This is a genomic window from Bacillus sp. sid0103 (assembly GCF_019219025.1).
Genome location: NZ_JAHUWN010000022.1, coordinates 88,949 through 112,875 on the forward strand (window position 1 = coordinate 88,949; position 23,927 = coordinate 112,875).

Genomic DNA, 23,927 nt, shown 5'->3' on the forward strand with positions numbered 1-23,927 from the left:
TTTCGTAAAAAAGTAAAGGCTGGATCCACTGTGGGTTCCAGCCCTTTTAAACTACATGAAGACTATTTATACATTAAGGATTTACTTACATATCCACGATCCCGATGATACAAAATAAGTGCTACCACTAAGATTCCCGAAGCAATCCAAATAGAGGTGTTCCCTATATAGGTGGTGGAAAATGTCCCTGTCAACGCTCCAAACAAAAATGAAAGAATGATAACAAAAAATTCTTTGAATTGTTTTTTTGCTTCATCATTGTCTTCTTTTAAGGCTAAATATGCAGCTTGTGTGGCCGTTCGCAAATTTCCCGTTGTCATCGTTGAATTGTAAGCCCACTTGTCGAGTTTATTGAAAGTGGAAATTTGTAATGAGGATACAAATGCGATACAAACTGTGACCACAATGTTTGGAATAGTTTTTGGCAATAGACCAACAATGACTAATACTAGGCATTCTAAAATAAGAATGGACCTTCTATAACTATGCAAGACTAATCGAATTCGAGGGATTTTTACGATTTCTGAAACCAAAACACCTATAATAAAGGCTATAATCGGCGGGATATAAAGTAATGCACCTTGCCATTCACTGTTAGCTGCTTTTACAGCGAGCAAAACCAAATTCCCTGTTTGGGCATTAGCAAAAACCCCGTCCCTGCTGATAAACGTATAGGCATCTAAAAACCCTCCAACCACCGCTAACAAAATACCCAAATAAAACGAGTTGGACGATAACGAGGGGATTTTATCTTTCATTGTGCGATCTCCTTGTTCCTATTTACTAACCTGAATAGTATTTCCTTGAGGGCACGAGAAAACTATAAAGGATAGCCATTTAAATCTGAATAAACTTCTTGATTTTCTAAAAATATCATGGTTTTCAATGAATTTGCTAACGCATTTTTGACAAAAAAAGAAAATAATTTGTTGAAAACGTTTTATAGAGGTGGCATTTTTGCTGTTTTAGATTTTTACGAGCGGATTTATGCATTTTATGGGCGATTTTTAATATTAAATGGGCGAATTCTTGTATTTAATGAGCGAATTTTCGCATTCAATGGGCGAATAGCTGAATTGATCAGAATTTGCTTGTTCAATCGGAGAGATTGCAAATTCTATCAGCGAATTTCATATTTTAATCAGCGAATTTGTTCATTCTATCAGCGAATATGAATTTTACATGAATTCAATTAAAAAAGGGCTAACCTCAAAAGCTAGTCCCCAGTTTCATTAGCGATACTTATTGATTGTTCCTCATCCATTCGATAAGATCTGCGATGGCATCTTCAAAATCAACTGCAGCCGTCCCATCTTCCGGAATTTCCTCCATACCTTGTTCAAATTCATCTAGTCTGACAATCAGTTCCTCAATACTCTGATCAGTCTTTTGTTTCTTTGTTTGATATTTTTTGGCACGATTTAAAAGGTCTGTGAACTGATCATCCTCATGAATTTCATCCACTAAACTCCAAACCTCTTGTAAAACAGCCTCCAATTTTTGTACAGAAGCATGTAACTTATGTAATTTCTCGATTGTATGTTCCATCCTGGTAATTCCCTTCTTTCTTAAAATGCTTGGTTCCAACCTATTTTTTTCAGATCTTAAAGCAACTATTACTACTTTCCTACCCTGTTCCTTTTTAATACTCCTTTTACCTTTTATTAACCAAATTATAGAACACATTAATTAGTTTAGATACACCAATTGATCGATAAATATTCGAAAAAAGAAAAAACGCCTAAAGGCGCTTAATAATTACACTTTGGGCAAGGTAGAAAGCGTTCTTTCCCATGCCCGCATTGTCTGCATGTGTCTGTGTACCGTTTATTTTTCTTAAATTTCCATTGTTCATATGTGATTCCAGATGAACCTTCATCGTTGAGGTATTTGATATAATCATTTCCGTATGGATAAATCATCAACATCACCTCCAGTGTCTACTATCAATGTATGCGCTTACATAACTGAAAAACACTGAATTTACATAAAAAAGTGTCAGGCACCAAGGGGCCCAACACTGTTTATAGCATAATGGAAATACAGAAATAAGACACACCGATTGAATGTCCTTATCCGTAACTTAATTTTAATAATAATTCTTCACCATTTCTCCCATGACCCAGTTCGTTCTGGCGCCAGTCACTCCAGTGCTAGGGCACTGAAAGCTGCCAGTTGTTAGGTCCGCTACAATCGTTTCGACAAGAGGTTGATGGACGTGCTGTGGTCGTTCGAAACTCCATTGTTCCGTTCCGCTCGCAGTGGTTAACATGATGGGCTCGTTTCCGAAAGTAGAAAAAGTAATTTTCCCTCTGCTCCCCACGATTTCATTGACATCGACGTCTTCAAAAGCAGTAAAACACCAATTTCCCACGCCATGAATGCCAGATTCATATCGATAAGTCCCTGTTACAATATCTTCAGCACGATAATAGCTGGCTTGATTGGAAGCAAACCCCTGAACAGACGTTATCGGTCCCAGTAAAAAATCTAAAAGATCAAGGGTATGACTGGCTAAATCAAAAAATAATCCTCCACCGGCCAATTCGGGCTGAACACGCCAAGGGAGGTTTAGGGGATCCAACACATCTCCCGAAGCTTTTTGATATTGAGTTGACGATACAAAGCGAACCTTTCCAATCGCCCTATTATCCAACAACTCTTTCACTTTTAAAAATCGTGCTTGTGCTCTGCGGTAGTATGCAGCATATAGTCCTACCCCTGCCGTCTCACATGCAGCTATCATTTCTTGACATTCATTGAAATTGCGTGCCATTGGCTTTTCTACATATACAGGTTTACCAGCCTTTGCTGCCTTGATAGTGTATTCTTTATGCGAGCCTGGTGGTGTAGCAATATAGACAGCATTTACCTCAGGATCATTAATCAAATCATCTGCATTATCATACCATTTCGGGACAGCATGCCGTTTTGCATAGTCCTTGGCAAGTTCCCCTGTTCTTCTCATAACAGCTACCAATTCTGAGTTTTTGATTTTTTGGAATGCCGGACCGCTTTTCACTTCCGTTACGTCACCGCAACCGATGATTCCCCACCGAACTTTATCAAATGTCATTGCACTAATCTCCTTATTTGCCACAGCATTTTTTATATTTTTTGCCGCTTCCACAATAACATGGATCATTTCGCCCTATATTACTGTTTGAAATATTTTCATTACTGTAGTCCATACCCCCTCCTAGTGCTGCCTGTTTCCAGTTTTCTAGTTCAGGGTGTTCCTCACCTAAAATGGAATAATAACTATAAACTGTCTGTTCAATATCTACTAGACATGAAAAAGATTCTTTTTCCATATGGCTGCTAATTTCGGGTAATGCTTCTTTAGACAGCTGATGACAGAGTGCTTCGATCAGCATATCTTGATCTTCAAGTTCATCTGATTTTTGATAGGCCTCTCTTAGAACCTGAACAGCACGGTCTGTTTTAATATTTTCGACTACTGAACAAGCAAAAATAATCGAATCCGTTTGCTTTAAATAAGGGCCAACTGCTTCGACAACCTCATCCGATTGAAAACGAATTAACGCGTTTGCTACCTCTTCTAACAAGATATCATCATCACGGACTAACAAACTGGCTATGATTGGGATATACTTTTTCAAATTCATTAATCCGAGCATATAAATCGTCAGAATTCCATGAATTGATAACCAATCTTCCTTTAATTCCTCTTGAAGAGTCCGATCAATTCCATTTTCTGTAATCCAGCCATTTTGAACGATGCATGCGGCTAGTTTTTTTGCATTTATGTATCGAGAATGCTGAAAAGTTTTGGCCTGTTCAATGGCTAAAACGGTTTTAGAAAATTCTGAGTAAACCTCTTCTTCCGTCCCATTAACGATTAGTTCATATAATGACCAATTTTCCTTACTAATAAATCTCTGCATTTGCTCTTTATATTTTAAGGCAAGTTTGGGTTCAACACGCTCTAGTAAATTTACTGCTAAATGCTGCTTGGACTTGTCCATCTTACGAATATTTTCAAGTAAAAGCTTTACGGCCCCTTCATTGAACTTCATGTTTTCTATGTAAATAAGAATCGAGGATTGCTTCTCCTTGTTAGCAAATGCTTCTTTCAATAATTCTGTCGTCCATTCTTCTGGAACATTTGGATAATCGTGTAATGAATGAAGCACTGTTTCTTGAATTAACACATCATTACTGATTATATGAGGTTTTATTTTTTCTAAAAAGGTCATCATATCAGTCCTTAAGTCTACTTTTTTGTTTTCCATTTCATTATATTTCATTTTTTCTGCCATCTCCAATACTATAATCAAATGTGATTTTAACTAAAAGCAGGAAATATTTCTAAACTCGAAGAATTAGGTAGAGTGATTAATTTTTCAAGGAGGTTTTTTAATGGATCAAGCAATTATTACATACCTTTCGGAAAATAGAGAAAAGCACTTATCAGAATTAAAGGAGTTTTTGGCAATTCCAAGTATTAGTTCTCTCCCCGAACATAAGGACGATGTTCAGAAAGCAGCCAATTGGGTCGCCTCAGCGCTCCAAGAGATTGGGATGGAAAATGTTAGGGTGCACGCAACAAAGGGCCATCCTGTTGTTTATGGAGAATGGATAAAGGCGGAAGGTAAACCAACAGTCCTTATTTATGCCCATTATGATGTGCAGCCTGTTGACCCGCTTCATTTATGGGACAGTCCGCCGTTTGAGGCCGAAATTCGTGATGAGAAACTCTATGCACGTGGCGCTAGCGATGACAAAGGTCAGGCGTTTATGCATTTTAAAGCACTGGAGGCCATTCTTGAGACAACGGGTACACTTCCGATTAATGTTAAATTCCTGATTGAAGGGGAAGAAGAAATTGGCAGCCCTAATTTGCCGCTATTTGTTGAGGAAAATCAGGAATTATTGTCATCCGATGTGATCGTAATTTCCGATACTAGCATGATGGAGCGAGGGAAGCCTACGATTGTTTATGGTCTTAGAGGCCTTTGCGGCATTCAAATTGATGTCAAAGGACCTAAAGGAGATCTCCATTCAGGGTTATACGGTGGAACCATTCAAAACCCGATCCATGCCTTAGTAGAAATCGTGAATTCGTTCCACAATGAAAAAGGGCAAATTACCGTCGATGGTTTTTATAATAAAGTTGCAGAGTTAACTCCAGCTGAAAAAGCTGCATTTGAATCTCTTGGAATTACCGACCAGTCATTTATTGAACAGTTAGGAGTTCCTGAAATGTTTGGCGAGGAAGGCTTTACGACTTTAGAAAGAACCTGGGTTCGTCCGACACTTGAAGTGAATGGCATTTTTGGCGGATTCCAAGGGGATGGCATTAAAACCGTCCTTCCTTCAGAAGCACATGCCAAAATTACCTGCCGTCTCGTACCCGATCAAGATCCTGATGAAATTGTCGATCTTTTGCAAAAACATATTCAATCCCATACACCACGAGGCGTTACAGTAAATGTTTCACTTTTTGATAAAGGGGCCCCATTTGTGACACCGTTTGATCATCCAGCCATTCAAGCAGCAGGACGTGCTTATGAAAAGGTGTACAAAGTTCCTACTTCGTTTACACGTGGAGGCGGCTCAATCCCAATCGTGGCCACATTTGACCAGATTTTAGGCACGCCTGTTGTGTTAATGGGATTTGGTCTGCCAGATGAAAATTTCCATGCGCCGAATGAACATTTTCATTTAGAGAATTTTGATAAAGGAATGGAAACGATTTGTTATTATTGGTATGAGTTGGAGCCAGCGCTCTAGTAAATATGGGTTTTAACTTAACTGTTTTAGTGCAAAAACTCTTCCGCAGTTCATATCGGAGAGTTTTTGCTAATTATGCTAATCTGTGATTAATAGGTTAGTCCATGACCAAGTTTATAGATATTACCATCGCTATCTTTATATGCATATTCCAATCCTTCAGGCATATATTTGTCCTTGTCATAGCCCGGTACATCATTTCTCGAAACACACTCACCATGTTCATCGACCGCAATGACTGCTTCACTCGCTGGCAATGTCATCGGTAATACACCTACTGGACGGCTATTGCCTGCCATTACCTCAAACTGTGCCTTATAGTAGGTATCGTAACCAGCGATTAAGACGTCCGCCAAAGGTTCAACATTTCCAAGGATCCATGGCAAAATGACATTCACACTCATAATTACTTTTCCACCACGGACATGAATATTGTCCGCCACTTCCTTTAGATGGGCCATTCCACTTAAAGTAGTTTCTTGATAGGTAGACCCATCCAAAGCCGTTTCTGTTTTATCTTCGCAGATTTCAAGTTCTAACAGTCCTGGGGTTGCATTGAAATAAGCTCCAGATTTGGGACTTAAGAAGAGAATAGCGAAGTCAGCTTCTTCATGGTTATCTGTCAAAGTAAATTGACCAAGCTCTTGACATTCCTGTCTTGCCTTTTCTGTATAAGAAGCTGCCCGCTCTGGTTCCTTATGGAACACTTCTACATAAACCTTTTGATTACCAAGTTTATCAGCTGTTAATGGTAAAGTCTGGTTAGAATTTTTAAGAACGGTTACCGATTTTTTATGAGCTTCATAAGCAGCATCCCAGTTAGCTTGATTACTAACCACTGAAGTAGCGTGTTCTGGTGAAACATAAGTGCGATCATCAAAAAGTCCTAAAGCAAACATTTCAGTAAGGAGCCGTACATTGGCTTCATTAATACGCTTTTCACTGACCCATCCATTTTCAATGGCTTTTTTAAGGTTTTCAATATCATTGGTATCAGCAACAAGATCTGTACCTGCGTTAATTGCCTTTGCAAAACGTTCAGCCTCGCTCTTGTCTTCAACTCCCCAGCACATTTTACTTGTTATGCCGCTGTCACTATTTACATAGCCCTTGAACCCTAGCTTTTCTCTAAGGATATGATTTAAGAAATAATGATTAAAGGTAAAGCCAACCTCTTCGAAAGGAATGTCTTCCCCTTCAAATTCTTGAACCACGCTATTTTTGATACTCGGGATAGAATAATATGGCATAATCGATGAAGTGCCATGGTCTACTGCAGCCTGAAACGGTGGCAGGTGATATTTTTCTAAGCTGCCTGGAGTTGGGTATAAGTTCCACTTTCCTTCTGCATAATGTGGATCGAATCCATTTTCCCTTGCACCGCCGCCAGGGAAGTGTTTTGTTGTCATCGCAATACTATGTTTTCCGACGGTCTCACCTTGGAATCCGTCAATGATCCGGCCGATTGCATCAGAAATAAATTCTGGGTCTTCACCAAATGTACCATACGTCCGCTGCCATCGAGGATCAGTAGCCGTATCAGCCATATACATATAACCCTTTCTTATTCCCACTGCATCCCACTCATCATGTGCTATTTCAGCAAATTGGCTAATAAGAGAGGCATCACCGCCGTTTTTTATTTCTCCTTTAGCTGCTGCTGCAAGTCCTAATGTTCCAGGCCAAGTCGAAAAAATTCCGGCTGCGTCATTCATACCAAAGATAAATTCTGTATTTTCGTTTCTTGAGTTAGATGCTATTAAGCAAGGAATACCAAGACGTGTTCCCTCGCATACTTCATTCATGGTATTGACCCACTCTGCCATTTGAGCCGGACTCCAATTGTCTCGTAGAATGAAGTGGCGTAAATGCATGTTTTCAATCGTATGTGTTGTGCCATATACTTTTGCCAATGCAAAAATCGTTTCGCCCTTTTCAACAATCCCTTCATCTAACACACCATCATAGCTTGTCTTACTCTTATCTTTTTGGGAAAGACCCATCTGACGAGTATTAATAAGCATCATACCGACCTTTTCATCGATATTCATCAATGAGACAAGGTTCTCCGCACGTTCCTGCGGACTTAAACGCCAATCCTTATATGGTTCTAGTTTCCCGCTATTATTCAAATCTTTAAATTTTAATCCATCAATTTCAATAATGTTCTTAACTCTAACTTCTAAATTCGGTTGTTTATGGTTAACATCCAATTTAATGCCTCCTAAACTTGTTTGTCCCATCAATAATTAATACAGTTTTATCTTAGCAATTTAAAAACGTTTTCACACCCAATATTGCTAACTTTTGTACAAAATTGAGATATAGGCTTAAATTTTTTTAAAATTAGGCTCTGTTACACTTGCCTGTTGATTTCCGGTCCAGGCGCGGGCGGTCCGGGGAGCCTTCTCGTCTCGCTGCGCTCCTGCGGGGTCTCCCCTGTCCCGTACTCCCGCAGGAGTCTCGCGCCTTCCCCTTCAATCAACATAGGTGAAATATCAACAATAACCTTTAACACAGACTAAAATTAAAAAAGGCCATGAGTTCAATCATGTGCCTTTTTTTCTATTTGCTGCCTTTATAATCTGTAGCAGTCATTCCTTTTATTCCTTTAAATACTTTACAAAAATAATTATAGCTACTAAAACCCACTTGAATACCAATATCTGTAATAGATAACCGGCTCTGTTCAATCAGAAAAATGGCCTCTTCAATCCGTTTTTGATGGATATATTCAATCACACTTATATTCAATTCTTCTTTAAATTTTCTCGCGAGATAGGATCGATTAAATCCAATTTCGTCTGCTATTGATTGCACATTTATTGGTTCTTTAAAGTTGAGATTTATATACATTAACGCTTTCCTTACAACAGAACTATACCCTTTAACTGCAAAATTCTTAACCGCATCACAATATTCTTCTAACATACTGAAATCAATCGCATCTAAATCGGACATAGATACTGCTGCCTCAATCTTAAGAGCAAATTTTTCTGAAATAGCATGTAAATATTCAGGTTCAACCCCTCCCTTAGCAGCAGCCAGCCTATTCATAGTATTAAAAGAAAAAGTAATATTTTTTCTCGCCCTCAAAGGATTGCCTGGTACTCTATATAGAAAATCGCCTCTAAATTCGAGCAATGCTTTCATTGCTATTTCTTTATCTCCCATTTCGATGGCATGTAAAAAATTCTTTTCAGCCTCATACCTAAGTTTAACGTCCAACCCACTATGATAAAAATCCTGAGGTTGTACATTTGGCTGAAACTGATCGCTATGGTTTATCGTCGTAATGATTTGGGAGTCAACAGGCGGGTTAACTAAAATATTTACTATTAAATTGCCAATTGAGAGGTATGATTGTCCTAAAAAAGTTAGTGACTTATAAAAATTCTCCAAGGGTTTCAGCCAATTGTTTTCCAGATGATTAGCCCTCATTACATTCCAGATAAACTGGTCAGTGACTCGCTCATTTAAGAACGGTCCAACCAAAACCATCCCTTCATCCTGGTCACCATCGAAAATTGTTACGGCGAAATAGGATAGTTGAAAAGAATCTGTATGAAAACAAAAACTATTTTTATTGGCCTTTTCTAAAGCTCTTTTAAGATCCAAATAGATTTTCTTTCGAGCTTCAACAAAAATTAGGGGTTCACTATCATCAGATATGTGCAAAATCGTTTGAAATTGATTATCAACTGTATGTACATCAATATTAAAAGCATTTTTAATTAGCCAACACTTACTTTGCAGTTCATCCACTTTATTCACCCTTCAGATTCTTTGGATTAACAACAATCGCTTTCAGCTTCCCATCGAGTTATTTCTTCTCTCACGATTGGGGCAACCTCTTTTCCTAAGAGTTCAATAGCTCTCATTACATCATCATGAGGCATGGTGCCAACAGGACAATGCAGCATAAAGCGCGTAACCCCCACATTTTTTCGTAAATGGATGATTTTCTCAGAAACTGTTTTTGTATCCCCCACGTACAATGCTCCCTCAAAGCTGCGAGCTGCATCAAAGCTTGCACGGTCATACATCCCCCATCCGCGTTCGCGGCCTAATTTACTCATGACTTGCTGGGTAGGAGGGAAAAACTTTTCAGCAGCCACTTCGTTGCTCTCTGCAATGAATCCGTGCGAATGCGAGGCAACTGGGAGTTTCGAGACATCATGACCAGCGTGCTCGGCTGCTTTCTTATAGAGTCTGACAAGCGGCTCAAACTGCAGTGGCCGGCCGCCAATAATGGCTAGAACGAGTGGCAATCCAAGCAACCCTGCACGGATGACGGAATCCCGACTGCCCCCACTGCCAATCCAAACCGGAAGATGATTCTGAACAGGTCTAGGGTACACGCCAAGATTTTGAATGGCTGGTCGATGTCCGCCTTCCCAGCTCACTTTCTCCGACTCTCGTATTTTTAATAATAGCTCTAGTTTCTGATCAAATAATTCATCATAGTCTTTTAAATCATAGCCGAACAGCGGAAACGACTCGATAAAAGAACCACGGCCTGCCATAATCTCTGCACGCCCATTTGATATTGCATCCAGTGTAGCAAAATCCTGAAAAACTCGTACCGGATCAGCAGATGATAGAACTGTTACCGCACTGGTTAGTCGAATCCGATTGGTCTGCGATGCGGCTGCAGCCAACACTACAGCAGGAGAAGATGCCGCAAAATCTTCGCGATGATGCTCACCCACACCAAAAACATCTAGCCCAACCTGATCGGCCAGGACGATTTCCTCAACCACTTCACGGATTCGTTGTGCATGACTAATCACCTCACCGGTTCTAGCATCCGGTGTTGTTTCAACAAATGTGCTCACTCCTATTTCCACAAACATTACCTCCAAAAATATTGGCAGCCCTGTGCCGATGTATTTTAAATGAAATACACAAAACCTGTTATCATTTTTAGGCTATGTTAAAGCTGATTGTTGATTTTGACACTATGTTGATTGGAGCGTAAGGCCCGAGACTCCTGCGGGAGTATGGGACAGGGGAGACCCCGCAGGCGAGAGACTCGCCGAGGAGGCTCCCCGAACTGCCCGCGGAAAGCGAAGCACCTGGAGCGGAGATCAACATGCATGTTTAACAGTGCCTAATTTTATATAAAGTCAAGAATTTTCATCCGTTATTATCCTACATTTACTAATATAATTCAAAATAACTGATTTACTAGATTAAATATCACACCTCTTCTGAAGAACCAACTGTTGAAAATGTAATTGAAGACTCTTTCCGTAAACATGGTTAATTCATTATGCTCGTAAATGATGTTTAAAATGTGAATTTAGACAAAATTGGAGAATTCAAACGTGATCGTGTCCGAAGCCATGCCTAATTCGGACAGCTTTAGGGATTTTTAGTTTGATCGTGTCCGAAGCCATGCCTGATTCAGACAGCTTTGGGGATTTCTAGCGTGATCGTGTCTGAAGCCATGCCTGATTCGGACAGCTTTGGGGATTTTTAGTTTGATCGTGTCCGAAGCCATGCCTGATTCGGACAGCTTTGGGGATTTTTAGTTTGATCGTGTCCGAAGCCATGCCTGATTCGGACAGCTTTGGGGATTTCTAGTGATCGTGTCCGAAGCCATGCCTGATTCGGACAGCTTTGGGGATTTCTAGCGTGATCGTGTCCAAAGCCATGCCTGATTCGGACAGCTTTGGGGATTTCTATCGTGATCGTGTCCGAAGCCATCTATAAAGCATATACTAATTATTTAAAGTCTAGTGTTTAAAAGCGAAGCTATTTTGGGGAAAACGGAGGGCGAACAAATAGATTACCTTTATTAATACCTATATAAAAGTTTCAAAGGTCATCGTATCTGACCTTTGAGACTGTCATTTCATCGTTTTTCCATTACTGCTTAATAAGAAACTGTTAATCCATAAGAAGCAGTATCAACTGTTGTGGTTGGAGTGATGGATAACCCCGCTGATAATACGGATACACTCACTTTTCCTACGACTAACTTATGACCATACTCTATTTTAATATTCATAGTCCCGCTTTTTGAGGTTGGTACATACACATATTGTGCCATATAGCCTTTGTGTTTGGTTAAATCCGTAGAAGACAATAAATCAAAATCACCTGCTACACCTGCATTTGGGTCCCAATCACTTGGTGAGTAATCAACTGCATAATCTTTCCAAACCCCGTTGCCTTGAGGATCTTGACTATATCGATGTTGATGTTGTGTTATCGCCCCACTACTTGTTGGCAGGTAAAATCCTGAGCCAGCCGGAAAACCAAATGTCATCTTATCAACGAGTGTATTGACTGGTGACTTTAACCAGGTAAAATTACCGTAAATATAAAACTTATCGTTACTTGCTTTGTCAGATGTTACTTTATACACAGTACCGGCCAATTTCATCGTAGTAGGAGCAATTAATCCCATAGTTGTATAATCACCAGGATTATTAATTGCATCATTAAATACAGCCAATTGCGAATTGGAATCCTGTATAACCGCTTTGTCTTTTACTAGTTGTTTTGCTACTTCGACCGGTAATTGATCTCTTTCTTCGTCGGTATGTCCTACTTTCTCTTTTAAATACTGTCTATCTTCTTTTGTTAATTTTTCAGTTTTTGAGTTGATATTACTCTCTTTCGCAAAACTTAGATGGTTGAAAGAGAATAATGAGATGAGCAGGACAAGACTTACGAATGAAATTTTAATTTTTTTCATAACAATCTCCTTAGGTTTTTTGTTCTTTCTAGAAAGATATGTATTGGCCTAATTTCATACTAATCTCCTATTCCAATAAATCTACTATTTTTCAAATATTTTGAATTTTTACCAATATTAGGGTTAAAAATCAAAAAAAAAGTGTCAAGCACCCTCCAATTTCCCGGAAGGTGCCTGACACTCATTTTTTAATAGAAAAATTCTGTATCATTATGGGTGACTGAATCCACATTATTGCCAGGAGTCGACGATTTGAAGCTGGTAATTTTTTCATATTCCCCTGGTTTTAGAACGCTTTGGTCGCCTCTCATTAAGTAGGTGTAGGCGATAATTGAGATAAACAATCCAAATGTCCAGGCATTATCCCATAAAAAGCGAAGTCCAGGGATCAAAAGTCCAAGTACAGGAATGGCTACACCGATGATAAGGGCATAAACGCCGTTTTTATTAAAACCAGAGGTATAACTATAACGACCGTTTACATCATAAAGCTCATTAAGTGCCATTTGTCTCTTGCGCACAAGCCAGTAATCGGCAATCGCAATCCCATCAATGGGACCAAGTAATGCTCCATACGTTCCCAGCCATCCAAAAATATAGTTTCCAAAGTTCTCCATAATATACCAAGGTTGCATTAAGATTGCAAAGACACCAGTTATTAGAGCACCTAAACCAAAAGTAATTCGTTTTGGATTTAGATTTTCAATCGCACGGGCAGGTGCGACGATGTTTGCACCGACATTAATCGTTAAAGATGCAATCACGATAATTAACGTTCCCAAAAAGATAACAAATGGGGGGAATTTCGCAAGCAGTTGAACTGGATCCCAAAGAGCTGTCCCAAAAATGACCACCGTAGCCGAAGTGACGGCGATTCCAATAAAGGAAAAAATACTCATTGTAAGCGGAAGAGAGAAACTTTGAGCCAACATTTGTGATTTTTGACTTTTCGCATAACGGCAGAAGTCAGGTATATTCAATGCAAGTGTTGCCCAGAACGCAATGACCCCTGTTAATGCCGGGAAAAACACTTTTAAAAACGCCCCTGTTGTCGTGAATTTAGATGGCGTGTCCAAAATGGGACCCCAGCCTCCTGCATTCGAATATGCCCAAATAAGAAGAATGATCGAAGCGATGCCCACAATCGGTGTTGCAATTAAGCCTAGTACTTTCATGGCTTGAGGTCCCTTATAGGCTACTACCACATTTAAACCCCAAAACAATGCAAAAACAATCGCCGTATGTCCTGGAAAGTTTCTCCAGGCAGGAAATGAAGCCGATAAAAGTGTATCAATTGCACCCGTACCAATCCATGTGTTAATCCCGAACCAGCCAGCAGCAACAATAGCTCTAGCTAGTGCTGGAATATGCGCCCCTTTTGAGCCAAACCATAAACGGGCAAACACTGGATAAGGAATTCCAAATTTCGTACCTGCATGAGAGTTTAATAGAATAGGGATAAGGACAATGACATTCCCAAGAAAAATCGTTCCAATCGCCTGCCACCAATTCATTCCTAACGAAATCAAACCACTCGCCATTGTATAGGCTGGTATACACAAACACATCCCAATCCATAACGTGGCAAAATTTAGACCTTTCCATGAATGTTCCTTCATTGTTGTTGGCCGTAAATCATCATTCCACATTCCACTGTTACTCAAACCATTTGCAACTTCAGGTGTCAGGGTAACAATACCATTTTGTTCAATTTGCGTTTTCAACAAAATTCCCCCTTATTGGTTATTTAACGAGCTCTTCTAGTGAAACATTTATGCCGTATGAGCAAGGGTACCATTGAAATCTTTAGGATTTACCTAGTATTGAAATGAAACTCATTTAAACACAAGATAATTTTGAAAGAATATTTAAAAAATTCAAAATAAATTTCAACTATTTTCCATCGCGCCCCTCCCTGCTAATCTTCAACCTCCCCGGGCAAGATTCCTTCCCATTCCCCTTTATGCGAGTCATGCAAAAGGAAAAGAAAACCTACCTCCCTATCCTCTATTATATATTTCCCCAACACCCTGTCATTGGACAAAAGGTTGAATGATTTCTATCAATTCTTTTATGTTATGTAAAGTGAACCCTCGGTTTAATCATCTCCATCGCCTTGGTCCCAACCAATACCTTATAGTGGAGTATAATAAGGACGACAAAATTTGTCTTTAATACGGTAAGGATTCCTCACATGTTTTCTTTCCAATTACCTTCTAAAAATATCTACCTAGGGTGCTTTCACTAAAAAGTGAGCAAAACCATGATTCTAGTTCATTTGTAAATGTAAACATAAGCAAACTAAGTCGTCTCTATTTATGGGGCAATTTATTTTTGAATAATTTTTAAATGCTTCTCATTTAATATGGAAATGAATCCGTAAAAAAGAGCCATTCTCGGCACTTAATTAATTCATTCTACTTATAATTGTAGTGCATTTTTTATTTGTCCAAGATCTTGGCCACGTATAACCGTAGTCTCAACCGTACACTAACCAAACTACATGGAGATCATAAATGTACAGCACTTAAAATTAACTAATTTCTCCTCCAACTTGTACAATATCTGTTTCATTTGCTAAAGCAGCTTCTATGGAAAGTTCCAGTCCCTTAACAATCATTTCTAGACTCATGCTTGGATGCCCCGGATTCCGGACAATCTGTTCCGGGAGAAAAGGAATATGGATAAAGCCTCCTCGGATATTCTTGCTGCTGGTATCAATGTAATTCATCAATCCGTAAAAAGTATGGTTACAGACAAAGGTGCCCGCTGTATTCGAAACGGAAGCAGGGATTCCGTTTTCAGTCATTTTTTGGACCATTGCCTTGACCGGCAGATTGGAGAAATAGGCAGATGATCCATCTGGGACAATCTCCGCATCAATTGGCTGATTATTCTCGTTATCTGGAATCCTGGCATCATCCACATTGATTGCAACACGTTCAGGTGTGATCGTGGATCGACCCCCTGCCTGGCCAACACAAATGACCATGTCTGGATCTAGTTCATCGATCGATTCTATTAATCTGCTAATCGCCCTTCCAAAAACCGTTGGGATTTCCCTTGTGACCACTTCATAGCCTGCAATTTCTTTTCCATGTAATAGCTTTACTGCTTCGAGTGCAGGATTGACAGGTTCTCCTCCAAACGGGTCAAACCCGGTAATAAGTATCTTTTTCATTGCCATTTTCCTTTCTATTATAATTTGAAATTAGTGCTTGCCAAAAAACAACCTAATGGTTAGGTTTTACCATAAAAGTCCTGTTTTCGCAAAAATAGTCCTTTTATGAGAAAAATTTCAATGTAAACAAAATTGGCCTCACATGCTTTCCGCCAACACTAGACAAACATTCCTGATTTTGGTTATAAAAAGTAACAAAAAGCTGGTTCTCCATTAGGAGGCCAGCTTTTTTGCATTGATCCCGCTAATGCCTGAAATAGTTATAAAACGCTTTTTTATCTCATTTGAGTCTGCTATTATAATTATGTAGTTATTAAAAATAACCAGGAAACAATTAGGGGTTGTTTATTATGGAAATAGTCAATAAATTTTGCAGTAAAATTGAAGAATGCTATCATATACTAGGAAAGAAATGGATGGGTCTCATTATTCACACATTAATGGAGGAACCAAAAAGATTCAGTGAAATCCATACTTTTATTCCTGATTTAAGTAAAAGAGTATTAAATGAACGAATGAAAGAGCTTGAGGACAACGGAATTGTGGTGAGGACTGTCATTCTAGACCGACCTGTCCGAACCGAGTATTCATTAACCAAAAAAGGAACGGACCTTGGACGTTCTCTTAAATCATTAGAAGCATGGGCGTATAAATGGTTGTAAATCTAACCCCCCTTCATTAATAAGTGAAGGGGGGGTTATTTTGTAGTGGTTATTTCATTTTTCTATGAACATCCACACAATATGATCATTGTGCAGCATGGGCAACAGCTTTCTTAGACTGTTTTCCAGTCAGCCGCAAATTTTTCAATCCCTTGGTCTGTTAAAGGATGTTTTGATAGTTGCTCAATTACCTTGAATGGAATAGTTGCAATATGAGCTCCTGCCAGCGCAACACGAGTAACATGGTCAGGATGACGAACGGATGCAGCAATGATTTGTGAATCCAAGTTTTGTACGCGGAACAATTCAGCAATTTTCGCGACAAGTTGTACACCATCTTCATTAATATCATCTAAACGACCTAAGAATGGCGAAACATAAGTAGCTCCTGCACGTGCTGCTAATAGTGCTTGGTTGACACTAAATACAAGGGTTACGTTTGTTTTAACACCTTTTTTTGTTAGATAGCGGCAAGCCTCTAAGCCGTCTAATGTCATTGGGAGTTTAATGGTAATGTTCTTATCTCCACCGTTGATTTTAATGAGTTCGTTTGCTTCTGCAATCATTTGTTCAGCAGTCAGAGCATTAGGTGTTACTTCCGCAGAAACAGACTCAACCTCTGGTACTGCATTTAAAATCTCTGCAATACGGTCTTCGAATTTCACGCCTTCTTTAGCTACTAAAGATGGGTTGGTTGTTACTCCTGATAACACCCCAATTTTATAGGCTTTTTTGATTTCCTCAAGGTTAGCAGTATCGATAAAAAATTTCATAATGTTTTCCCTCCAATTTTGGTAACATGTCCCTAAAGAAAATAGGTTATTTTAATTAATAAAAGTTACTTTCCGTAACCATTTTATAACTATCTGACAAAAATCGTCAAGTACTATAACTTGAATTAATGATATTTACTTTAACTTTAGCTATTATTTACAAAATAATAAAATTCACGCCATTTTTATGGAATGGTATGAATTCATTTGTCTTATACTTCTGCCCCATCTCGATATTGAGAAGGTGTCCTTCCCGTTTCCTTTTTAAATACTCTTGTAAAGTAAGATGGATCATCATAACCAATCGTCCATGCGATTTCTTCAATAGATAAATTCTCCGTTTTTAAAAGGTGCCTTGCTTCCTTTATTCGTAACATTTGTTGAAAAGCAGTTAAGGTGATCTTTGTTTCTTCTTTAAATTTTCGGGAAAGATGGCTTGGATGGATGGACAATTGTGCTGCCAAATCTTCTTTATTAATCTGTTTATTATAAAAACTTAGCAGATGTTCAATCACCCTTTGGGTCATGGTTGAATATTCACTTAAAGAGTTGGAAATGACTAAATCGCAATATTCCTCGATCATTCGATCCTCTAACTGATGGAGTGTTTCCACTTGATTCGCATTTTCGATTTCATACGCAAATTTTTCTGAGATTCGATGGATCATGATTGCAGGTACATAACTATTTCTTGCTGACGTCCGAAGAAGAGTATTTAAGATAATCGCTATATTTTTCATCCGGCGCAACGGCTGATTTGGAAAACGTTCCGAAAAAGAAAACAGCATGTTTCTAGAATTAATCAGTTGTAATGCTGTTTTTTTATCCCCCTTTTCAACGGCATTCATAAAATTTCTTTCAGTCTTATATCTCAATTTGACTAGTTCCGCTTCTTTGTCCACATTTATGTGATTTACCCTATTGTGAACATGCTGGTTGTTTTTATCTGAAATAATCAATAAAGGAGTAATGTCCTGCTCCATCATGTTTGTAAATTGTTGAAGAATACTTGCATAACCACTTGCCTGTTCTGCAGTTAGGACATATATTTTGTCGACGGTAACCTTTAAATCTTCACTTTGTGAACTTGTAAGGAGATAATTTTTAGATAAACTGTAAAAATCTGGTGTTTTATCAAAAAATGGTCCGATGATAATCGAGTACCTTTCCATCTTTTGGGTGAAGGAAAATCCAAAATAATGTAAGTTCCATTCGTTTATTAAAGAATATAGTTGTTCCTTAGGTTTCATTTTTTCAAACAAAAACAAAATATCCTTGTCATCTGAACCTGGCATAAATGCTGGGATAGAAATGATTTCATGATGGTACAAAAACTCCCCATTTTTATCTAGAACATATGTATTTAAGTTGGTAATATTATAAATTTTTATCGCGGTTGAGATGACTTTTGATTGTTCCATATATATTTCCTCCACTTAACTATGAACCATCATTATGTTAATCCTGATAATGTTAAATAAATCCTAACAGTAATCATTTTAGTTCATTATACTAGGATTATATTAGCGCTTTCAATTTTATGAGTTATTAATAAAAAAATCTGAAAGCCGCAGATACGATTAAGTAGCTAAACCCAAGGAAATTTTCTACAAGTAAAATAAAGTGGAAAATGAATGCAAAAGATATAATGAATATTAGATTGAGGGGAGCAACTATGAGCAATCAAAATTTAGATCATTCCGAACATTCAATCCTGACTAACGAAAATAAAGAGTCAAAGTTATCTAAAGTTTTAGGTGTTATTTCAGGAAGTTTCGTCCCTATCATAGGAGTACTTGCTGGAGCTGGACTCTTAAAAGCACTGTTATCAGTTTTAAACATGTTAGGTTGGATTTCTCCTGAAAGCGGTACCTATTTGATTTTATCCGCTGCCGGAGGTGCAGTTTTTCATTTCCTGCCTGTATTTCTTGGAATATCCATTGCTCTTAAACTTGGTGCTAATGGATATGTTGGTGGAGTTATTGGTGCCTCTTTATTAACTCCTGAAATTGTCGGCCTAGTAGATAAAGGAGTTAAGGAAAGCGATTTTTTAGGAATTCCTGTCTTATTAGCTGACTATTCTTCCACTGTTTTTCCAATTTTTATTGCCATGTTTGTTTATGCTGGTTTAGATAAATTGTTGAAAAAAGTTATTTATAAAGACATTCAGATGTTTATCAATCCAATGATTTCCTTACTTCTGCTTGTCCCCTTAACCATGCTTGTGTTTGGTCCGATTGGTACATTGCTTGGCGAAGGACTCGGTTCAATTATTAATTTCTTAAGTGATCGAAGCGGACTTTTGGCTGGAGCTGTTTTAGGTGCTTCATGGACGTTCCTAACCATTATGGGATTGCATTGGACAGTCATTCCACTTGCGATTGCTAATCTGGCCGTAGGTCCCGATCCCATCATTCCAATGGCTGCAGCAGCTCCATTTGCCCAAGTTGGTATCGCTATCGGGGTTTTTCTAAAAACAAGAGATAAAAATCTGAAGGCACTTGCTGCAAGCGGAATTGTGCCTGGAGCATTGGCAGGAACAACCGAGGCCATTAACTATGGGATTATCCTTCGGTACAGACGAACAATGATTTATGTTATCATTGCGTCAGCTGTAGGTGGTGCAATTAATGGAGCCTTAGGTATTGTCATGACTGATTTTGTACTTCCGAGTGTTCTGTCAATTCCTGCCTTTTCACCAATATGGAAATATCTAATCGGGATTGCGGTTTCTTTTATTCTAGGATTTCTTTTTACGTATCTATTCGGATATGAAAGTAAAAAGGCAAATGAAAAAGACAAATATGGACAAATGTTTGTTGACGTAAAACCCGAAACCATAGTAAGTCCGTTACAAGGCAAAGTGGTATCGCTAGCAAAAATTAATGATATGCTTTTTTCGACCGAAACGGTGGGTAAAGGGGTTGCCATTGAACCAGAAGTTGGTAAAGTCCTTTCACCTGTTAATGGTGTGGTCACTACCCAATTTCCAACTGGACATGCCGTTGGTGTAACTTCCGATGATGGTGCTGAAATTTTAATATTTATTGGCGTTGATACCGTAAAATTGAATGGGCAGTATTTCTCGCCGCATGTCAAACAGGGAGATACAGTAAAAAAAGGTGAATTACTCATTGAATTTGACTTAAATAAGATCAAAGCATCCGGATATCAAACCACAACCCCAGTTGTCATTACAAATAAAGAAAAATATCTAAATATTATTGCTACAAAAAATGATTCGGTTACACCATCGGACGATTTGCTAAAATTAACAGTTTAAGTAAAAGTCATAAAATAGGGTCAGTCACTCGGTGCGTTAAAGCTTGTAACCACCATGGGACTGACCTAATTTTATTAGCATGGAACTTTATTGTCTTTGTTCTATATTTATTAACGCCTCTGAAAATCGAGCGATGCCAGTATGAATGAAATTGGTATCTGCCCTGCCGAATGTAAAACGATGACTACCTTTTTCAGAACCCAGAACCGTTCCTGGAACAAATGCGACACCCTTTCTTATCGATTCCTCCAGTAATTTTTGTTCATCTACAGACCTGTGTAATTTACACCATATATGAATTCCGCCCTCAGGAATAGAGAAAGAAATTTTATCATCCAATAACTCCTTAAGGCTTTGAACAATCTGATCTCTTCTCTGTTGAAGCTGGTTTCTTAAAAATTGAATATGCGGATGAAAGTATTCCGAGCCGAGAAATTGATTGGCTACCCATTGGGGAAAGACACTGTGTCCAAAATCAACTTGTTGTTTGGCATCCGCAAGCCGTTGAATAACCTTTGGAGGGCCAATTACCCAACCAATGCGCAATCCAGATGCAATAATTTTGGACAAAGAACTTATATACAGAACATTCCCATTATCATCCATTGATTTTAATGTAGGATTAACCACTCCATCAAAGGATGTCAAACTATAGGGATCATCTTCAATGATTGGAATACCATATTCAGCTGAGATGTTTAAAATTTGTTTCCGTCGTTCCATTGAAAGAACCGTTCCTGTTGGGTTTTGAAAATCCGGATTTAAAAAAACCATTCTAATTCGATGTTTTTTATGTAAATGAATAAGATCATCCGGGTTAATACCCTCTGAATCAATCGGTAATCGGTAAATCTTTAAACCTGCCGTATGAAAAATGGGTAGAGAAAAACAATAGGAAGGGTCTTCAATGGCAACCGCATCTCCTGGTTTCAGCAAGCATTGGACAATTAAATGCAAGGCTTGTTGTGCACCAGAAGTTATAAGAATCGATGATGGCAATGTTTTAATATTCTTAAACTCATTCACATGGGAGGAAATCGTTCGCCTTAAATCTTCATTCCCCTGCGGATCGTCATAGCCTAGGTACCCTGTAAAGGGATGGTCAGAAAGGATACGACGGAATTGTTCATTTGGAAATAAACTTGGTGACAACTCACCACTAGCCATATTAATAAGGTCATTTCCCTGTGTTTCTTTACGAATTTTTTGAACGACTGGAAGGTTTGGAAGAAACGAACCTCTCTCTAAATATCTGCTCCAGTTTGGAATACGTCTATGTTCAAGCCCCCAAATATCTGTGCTGACACGGGTACCGCTCCCTTTTATTCGCTCGACAATCCCCAATGACTGGAGCTCATCATATGCTGCCACCACTGTACTTCGGTTAACTTGCAGCTCTTCTGCTAAGACACGTTCAGAAGGTAACATGCTTTCGGTTGTATATATGCCTGTCGAAATCCCTTCTTCAAGATAATCAGCAATTTGTTTGTAAATCGGTCTTTTTTCTTTACGATCTGGTTTCCATTCCAAAGTTTTCACCCCTCTTCCATTTAATTGAAGAAGTTATGATCATGCAATTAAAAGTGGATGGTCTATTTTTTTGTTAATTGGATGGTCATTTTTTATAAGATTAACATTAATATAAGAATCATACATTGAAACTTTTAGGTCAAGTAAACAATCTTTTCATGAAATTATTTAGTGAGGATGAAAAATATGAAGTTTGGAATGGCTCTTATCATTATTGTTTTAGTCGCAGCATTGATTGGTACACTTTCACTTACAGGGAAACCTGATGAAAACTATAAAAGTTCCACAAAACAAAACACATTACGATTGACAGGGATTTATGTCATTGTCATTTTAGCAGCCATCGGAGGTTTAGCTTGGTATATCAGTATGAACTAACTATTAATAAATCGAGAAGAAAACACACATAATAAAGGAAAAAAGGTGTGTTTATCGATGGATTTCCCAACTATACAAACGAATTTTTGGGATGCAGTTATTGCTATCCCCCTCATCATAGTGTTAACTCAACTAATAAAGGTTTACTTCAAATTACCAAAATGGTTTGTCCCAACCATTGCCCTAATCTTTGGATTAGGATTTTCTATTTTTATCAGTCATAAACACAATACCCTTGGCGGTTTTTTTATGGGTTGGTTTTACGGATATGCAGCTATCGGGACATATGCATCGTTAAAAACAAATATTATTTCCTTTAGAAATAAACAAAGTAAATAATCTTACTCTCTTCCCCATTCCTGCATTACATTCCTTGAATGGTCGCATTATTCAAAATCTATTAAAAATAATTATTTCGAAATCCGAAAAAGATGGTACAATACTAATTATTACATTTATAGATTGAAGGGAATTGGATGAAAAAGAAGCAATGGCTTACTTACGTAATGCTGATTATCGCTACGGCGACATGGGGAAGTGCCTTTATTGCCGGAAAAATTGCCGTTCAAAGTTTTGAACCCGCCACGGTTGCTTTTTTACGTTTTTTGGGTGCTGCTGTTCTATTGTTTCCAATGATGTGGCTTACGGAAAAAAATCGAAACAGGCCTACACTTAAGGACTATGGTCTTTTTGCTGTATTAGGGTTAACAGGCATAGCACTCTATAATATTTGTTTTTTTATTGCCACCAAACATGCACCTGTGATTAAGAGTTCCTTATTTATTGCATCAAATCCAGTCTTAATTGTTCTTCTATCAGGGGTCTTTTTAAAAGAGACAATCACCAAGAATCATATTATTGGCATGGTAATTGCGCTCATTGGAGTTACATTTATCATTACTGATGGCCACGTTTTATCTTTGGTGGAATTCGGCTTTGAAACAATTGATTTGGTTTTATTGGGTGCGGTGATTAGTTGGGCATTGTATAGCGTTGTCGGTAAAGTGGTGTTAAAAAAATTCACCCCGGTGGAATCCACCACCTATGCGGTTGCATTTGGGACGATATTTTTATTACCATTTGCTTTATTTGAAACCACCTGGAAGGATGTTCAGCAAGCTGACGTTTCAACTTGGTTGGCCATCGCCCATATGAGTATCTTCGTTACTGTGGTTTCATTTATTATGTATTATTACGGAATCAAAGAAATTGGAGCTGCAAAAGCTTCGATTTTTATTAACGTGATGCCAGTATCCGCTGTTTTAATGGCCACAATCTTTTTACATGAGACCTTTACAGCAGCCCACGGAATCGGAGCAGCCTTTGTCCTATCTGGAGTATATATTGGGACAAATACGAAGATTTTTAGAAAAAAAATAAATACGGTTAAGCGCGAGATCGATTTGAAGGGGTAATACGCACTTAAAACACATTTGAAAGGACTTACCGTAACAATAAAGTGTACCCTTTGTAAAGGACATTTCAAAAAAAGTCTAGGCAGATTTAAGAAGATGATCTCTGTATTGAACGAGGGCACTGAAAAAGTCCAATATCTAAATTAGGCAGTTGAAAGTTTCAATTGAATTGAACTTTCAACTGCCTTTTTAATTTATAATTAATGATATTAAATGTATGTAGGTGATTTCCAAAATGA

The 23,927-nt window shown here is 38.3% G+C and carries 20 protein-coding genes; 6 read left to right on the plus strand and 14 right to left on the minus strand.

The features are described 5' to 3' along the window. Window positions 1-62 precede the first annotated feature (62 nt). The 5 genes from KW850_RS22335 to KW850_RS22355 form a co-directional block, all read right to left on the minus strand. Window positions 63-758, minus strand: coding sequence for a YoaK family protein (locus KW850_RS22335; RefSeq protein WP_218349959.1), 696 nt, complete (start codon window positions 756-758; stop codon window positions 63-65). A 484-nt stretch (window positions 759-1,242) separates the two neighbouring features. Next, a complete protein-coding gene (locus KW850_RS22340) occupies window positions 1,243-1,548 on the minus strand; it encodes a hypothetical protein (RefSeq protein WP_218349960.1) in 306 nt (101 codons plus the stop codon). 203 nt (window positions 1,549-1,751) lie between these two features. Continuing rightward, window positions 1,752-1,922, minus strand: coding sequence for a hypothetical protein (locus KW850_RS22345; protein ID WP_218349961.1), 171 nt, complete (start codon window positions 1,920-1,922; stop codon window positions 1,752-1,754). A gap of 167 nt (window positions 1,923-2,089) precedes the next feature. Next, window positions 2,090-3,076, minus strand: coding sequence for a Gfo/Idh/MocA family protein (locus tag KW850_RS22350; RefSeq protein WP_218349962.1), 987 nt, complete (start codon window positions 3,074-3,076; stop codon window positions 2,090-2,092). Between the two features lie 13 nt (window positions 3,077-3,089). Continuing rightward, window positions 3,090-4,271, minus strand: a complete 1,182-nt coding sequence (locus tag KW850_RS22355) for a HEAT repeat domain-containing protein (protein WP_256358383.1) — start codon at window positions 4,269-4,271, stop codon at window positions 3,090-3,092. A 112-nt stretch (window positions 4,272-4,383) separates the two neighbouring features. On the opposite strand from KW850_RS22355, the gene KW850_RS22360 reads away from it, so the two are divergent. Further along, the gene (locus KW850_RS22360; protein ID WP_218349963.1) at window positions 4,384-5,757 is read left to right on the plus strand and encodes a dipeptidase; all 1,374 of its coding nucleotides are present in this window, start codon (window positions 4,384-4,386) and stop codon (window positions 5,755-5,757) included. An 89-nt stretch (window positions 5,758-5,846) separates the two neighbouring features. Here the strand turns inward: KW850_RS22360 and KW850_RS22365 are convergent, their stop codons facing one another. The 6 genes from KW850_RS22365 to pcp form a co-directional block, all read right to left on the minus strand. Continuing rightward, window positions 5,847-7,970, minus strand: a complete 2,124-nt coding sequence (locus KW850_RS22365; protein WP_218349964.1) for a glycoside hydrolase family 3 protein — start codon at window positions 7,968-7,970, stop codon at window positions 5,847-5,849. Between the two features lie 352 nt (window positions 7,971-8,322). Next, on the minus strand, window positions 8,323-9,522 hold the full coding sequence (locus KW850_RS22370) for an AraC family transcriptional regulator (protein WP_218349965.1): 1,200 nt from the start codon (window positions 9,520-9,522) through the stop codon (window positions 8,323-8,325). A 26-nt stretch (window positions 9,523-9,548) separates the two neighbouring features. Next, window positions 9,549-10,607 (minus strand): LLM class flavin-dependent oxidoreductase, encoded by a 1,059-nt coding sequence (locus KW850_RS22375; RefSeq protein ID WP_218349966.1) that lies wholly within the window; start codon window positions 10,605-10,607, stop codon window positions 9,549-9,551. Window positions 10,608-11,638: 1,031 nt separating this feature from the next. Continuing rightward, window positions 11,639-12,466, minus strand: a complete 828-nt coding sequence (locus KW850_RS22380) for a hypothetical protein (RefSeq protein WP_218349967.1) — start codon at window positions 12,464-12,466, stop codon at window positions 11,639-11,641. A 188-nt stretch (window positions 12,467-12,654) separates the two neighbouring features. Continuing rightward, window positions 12,655-14,190 (minus strand): NCS1 family nucleobase:cation symporter-1, encoded by a 1,536-nt coding sequence (locus tag KW850_RS22385; RefSeq protein ID WP_218349968.1) that lies wholly within the window; start codon window positions 14,188-14,190, stop codon window positions 12,655-12,657. Window positions 14,191-14,999: 809 nt separating this feature from the next. After that, window positions 15,000-15,647, minus strand: a complete 648-nt coding sequence (gene pcp, locus KW850_RS22390) for a pyroglutamyl-peptidase I (protein WP_218349969.1) — start codon at window positions 15,645-15,647, stop codon at window positions 15,000-15,002. A 350-nt stretch (window positions 15,648-15,997) separates the two neighbouring features. On the opposite strand from pcp, the gene KW850_RS22395 reads away from it, so the two are divergent. After that, window positions 15,998-16,309 (plus strand): winged helix-turn-helix transcriptional regulator, encoded by a 312-nt coding sequence (locus KW850_RS22395; RefSeq protein WP_218349970.1) that lies wholly within the window; start codon window positions 15,998-16,000, stop codon window positions 16,307-16,309. Window positions 16,310-16,422: 113 nt separating this feature from the next. Here the strand turns inward: KW850_RS22395 and fsa are convergent, their stop codons facing one another. Then, window positions 16,423-17,082: a fructose-6-phosphate aldolase gene (gene fsa / locus KW850_RS22400; protein WP_218349971.1), complete on the minus strand. Its 660-nt coding sequence runs from the start codon at window positions 17,080-17,082 to the stop codon at window positions 16,423-16,425. 212 nt (window positions 17,083-17,294) lie between these two features. Further along, window positions 17,295-18,503 carry a helix-turn-helix domain-containing protein gene (locus KW850_RS22405; protein WP_218349972.1) on the minus strand — a complete coding sequence of 403 codons (1,209 nt, stop codon included), beginning with the start codon at window positions 18,501-18,503 and terminating at the stop codon, window positions 17,295-17,297. Window positions 18,504-18,757: 254 nt separating this feature from the next. On the opposite strand from KW850_RS22405, the gene KW850_RS22410 reads away from it, so the two are divergent. After that, the gene (locus KW850_RS22410) at window positions 18,758-20,365 is read left to right on the plus strand and encodes a glucose PTS transporter subunit IIA (RefSeq protein ID WP_218349973.1); all 1,608 of its coding nucleotides are present in this window, start codon (window positions 18,758-18,760) and stop codon (window positions 20,363-20,365) included. 87 nt (window positions 20,366-20,452) lie between these two features. On the opposite strand, the gene pdxR is transcribed toward KW850_RS22410, so the two are convergent. Next, window positions 20,453-21,895, minus strand: coding sequence for a MocR-like pyridoxine biosynthesis transcription factor PdxR (pdxR, locus tag KW850_RS22415; RefSeq protein WP_218349974.1), 1,443 nt, complete (start codon window positions 21,893-21,895; stop codon window positions 20,453-20,455). Between the two features lie 186 nt (window positions 21,896-22,081). On the opposite strand from pdxR, the gene KW850_RS22420 reads away from it, so the two are divergent. From KW850_RS22420 to KW850_RS22430, 3 genes are all read left to right on the plus strand, one after another. Beyond that, the gene (locus KW850_RS22420) at window positions 22,082-22,273 is read left to right on the plus strand and encodes a hypothetical protein (RefSeq protein ID WP_218349975.1); all 192 of its coding nucleotides are present in this window, start codon (window positions 22,082-22,084) and stop codon (window positions 22,271-22,273) included. A 57-nt stretch (window positions 22,274-22,330) separates the two neighbouring features. Continuing rightward, window positions 22,331-22,612, plus strand: a complete 282-nt coding sequence (locus tag KW850_RS22425; RefSeq protein WP_218349976.1) for a hypothetical protein — start codon at window positions 22,331-22,333, stop codon at window positions 22,610-22,612. A 137-nt stretch (window positions 22,613-22,749) separates the two neighbouring features. Beyond that, window positions 22,750-23,688 carry a DMT family transporter gene (locus KW850_RS22430; protein ID WP_218349977.1) on the plus strand — a complete coding sequence of 313 codons (939 nt, stop codon included), beginning with the start codon at window positions 22,750-22,752 and terminating at the stop codon, window positions 23,686-23,688. Window positions 23,689-23,927: the final 239 nt, after the last annotated feature.

Excerpts from the sequence above, each read along its gene's own strand:
- KW850_RS22425 (WP_218349976.1), top strand. The coding sequence starts at position 22,331 with ATGGATTTCCCAACTATACAAACGAATTTTTGGGATGCAGTTATTGCT.
- KW850_RS22410 (WP_218349973.1), top strand. The coding sequence starts at position 18,758 with ATGAGCAATCAAAATTTAGATCATTCCGAACATTCAATCCTGACTAAC.
- KW850_RS22350 (WP_218349962.1), bottom strand. The coding sequence starts at position 3,076 with ATGACATTTGATAAAGTTCGGTGGGGAATCATCGGTTGCGGTGACGTA.
- KW850_RS22430 (WP_218349977.1), top strand. The coding sequence starts at position 22,750 with ATGAAAAAGAAGCAATGGCTTACTTACGTAATGCTGATTATCGCTACG.
- KW850_RS22420 (WP_218349975.1), top strand. The coding sequence starts at position 22,082 with ATGAAGTTTGGAATGGCTCTTATCATTATTGTTTTAGTCGCAGCATTG.
- KW850_RS22380 (WP_218349967.1), bottom strand. The coding sequence starts at position 12,466 with ATGAAAAAAATTAAAATTTCATTCGTAAGTCTTGTCCTGCTCATCTCA.
- KW850_RS22355 (WP_256358383.1), bottom strand. The coding sequence starts at position 4,271 with ATGAAATATAATGAAATGGAAAACAAAAAAGTAGACTTAAGGACTGAT.
- KW850_RS22395 (WP_218349970.1), top strand. The coding sequence starts at position 15,998 with ATGGAAATAGTCAATAAATTTTGCAGTAAAATTGAAGAATGCTATCAT.
- KW850_RS22345 (WP_218349961.1), bottom strand. The coding sequence starts at position 1,922 with ATGATTTATCCATACGGAAATGATTATATCAAATACCTCAACGATGAA.
- KW850_RS22340 (WP_218349960.1), bottom strand. The coding sequence starts at position 1,548 with ATGGAACATACAATCGAGAAATTACATAAGTTACATGCTTCTGTACAA.
- KW850_RS22360 (WP_218349963.1), top strand. The coding sequence starts at position 4,384 with ATGGATCAAGCAATTATTACATACCTTTCGGAAAATAGAGAAAAGCAC.
- fsa (WP_218349971.1), bottom strand. The coding sequence starts at position 17,082 with ATGAAATTTTTTATCGATACTGCTAACCTTGAGGAAATCAAAAAAGCC.
- pcp (WP_218349969.1), bottom strand. The coding sequence starts at position 15,647 with ATGAAAAAGATACTTATTACCGGGTTTGACCCGTTTGGAGGAGAACCT.
- KW850_RS22335 (WP_218349959.1), bottom strand. The coding sequence starts at position 758 with ATGAAAGATAAAATCCCCTCGTTATCGTCCAACTCGTTTTATTTGGGT.
- KW850_RS22405 (WP_218349972.1), bottom strand. The coding sequence starts at position 18,503 with ATGGAACAATCAAAAGTCATCTCAACCGCGATAAAAATTTATAATATT.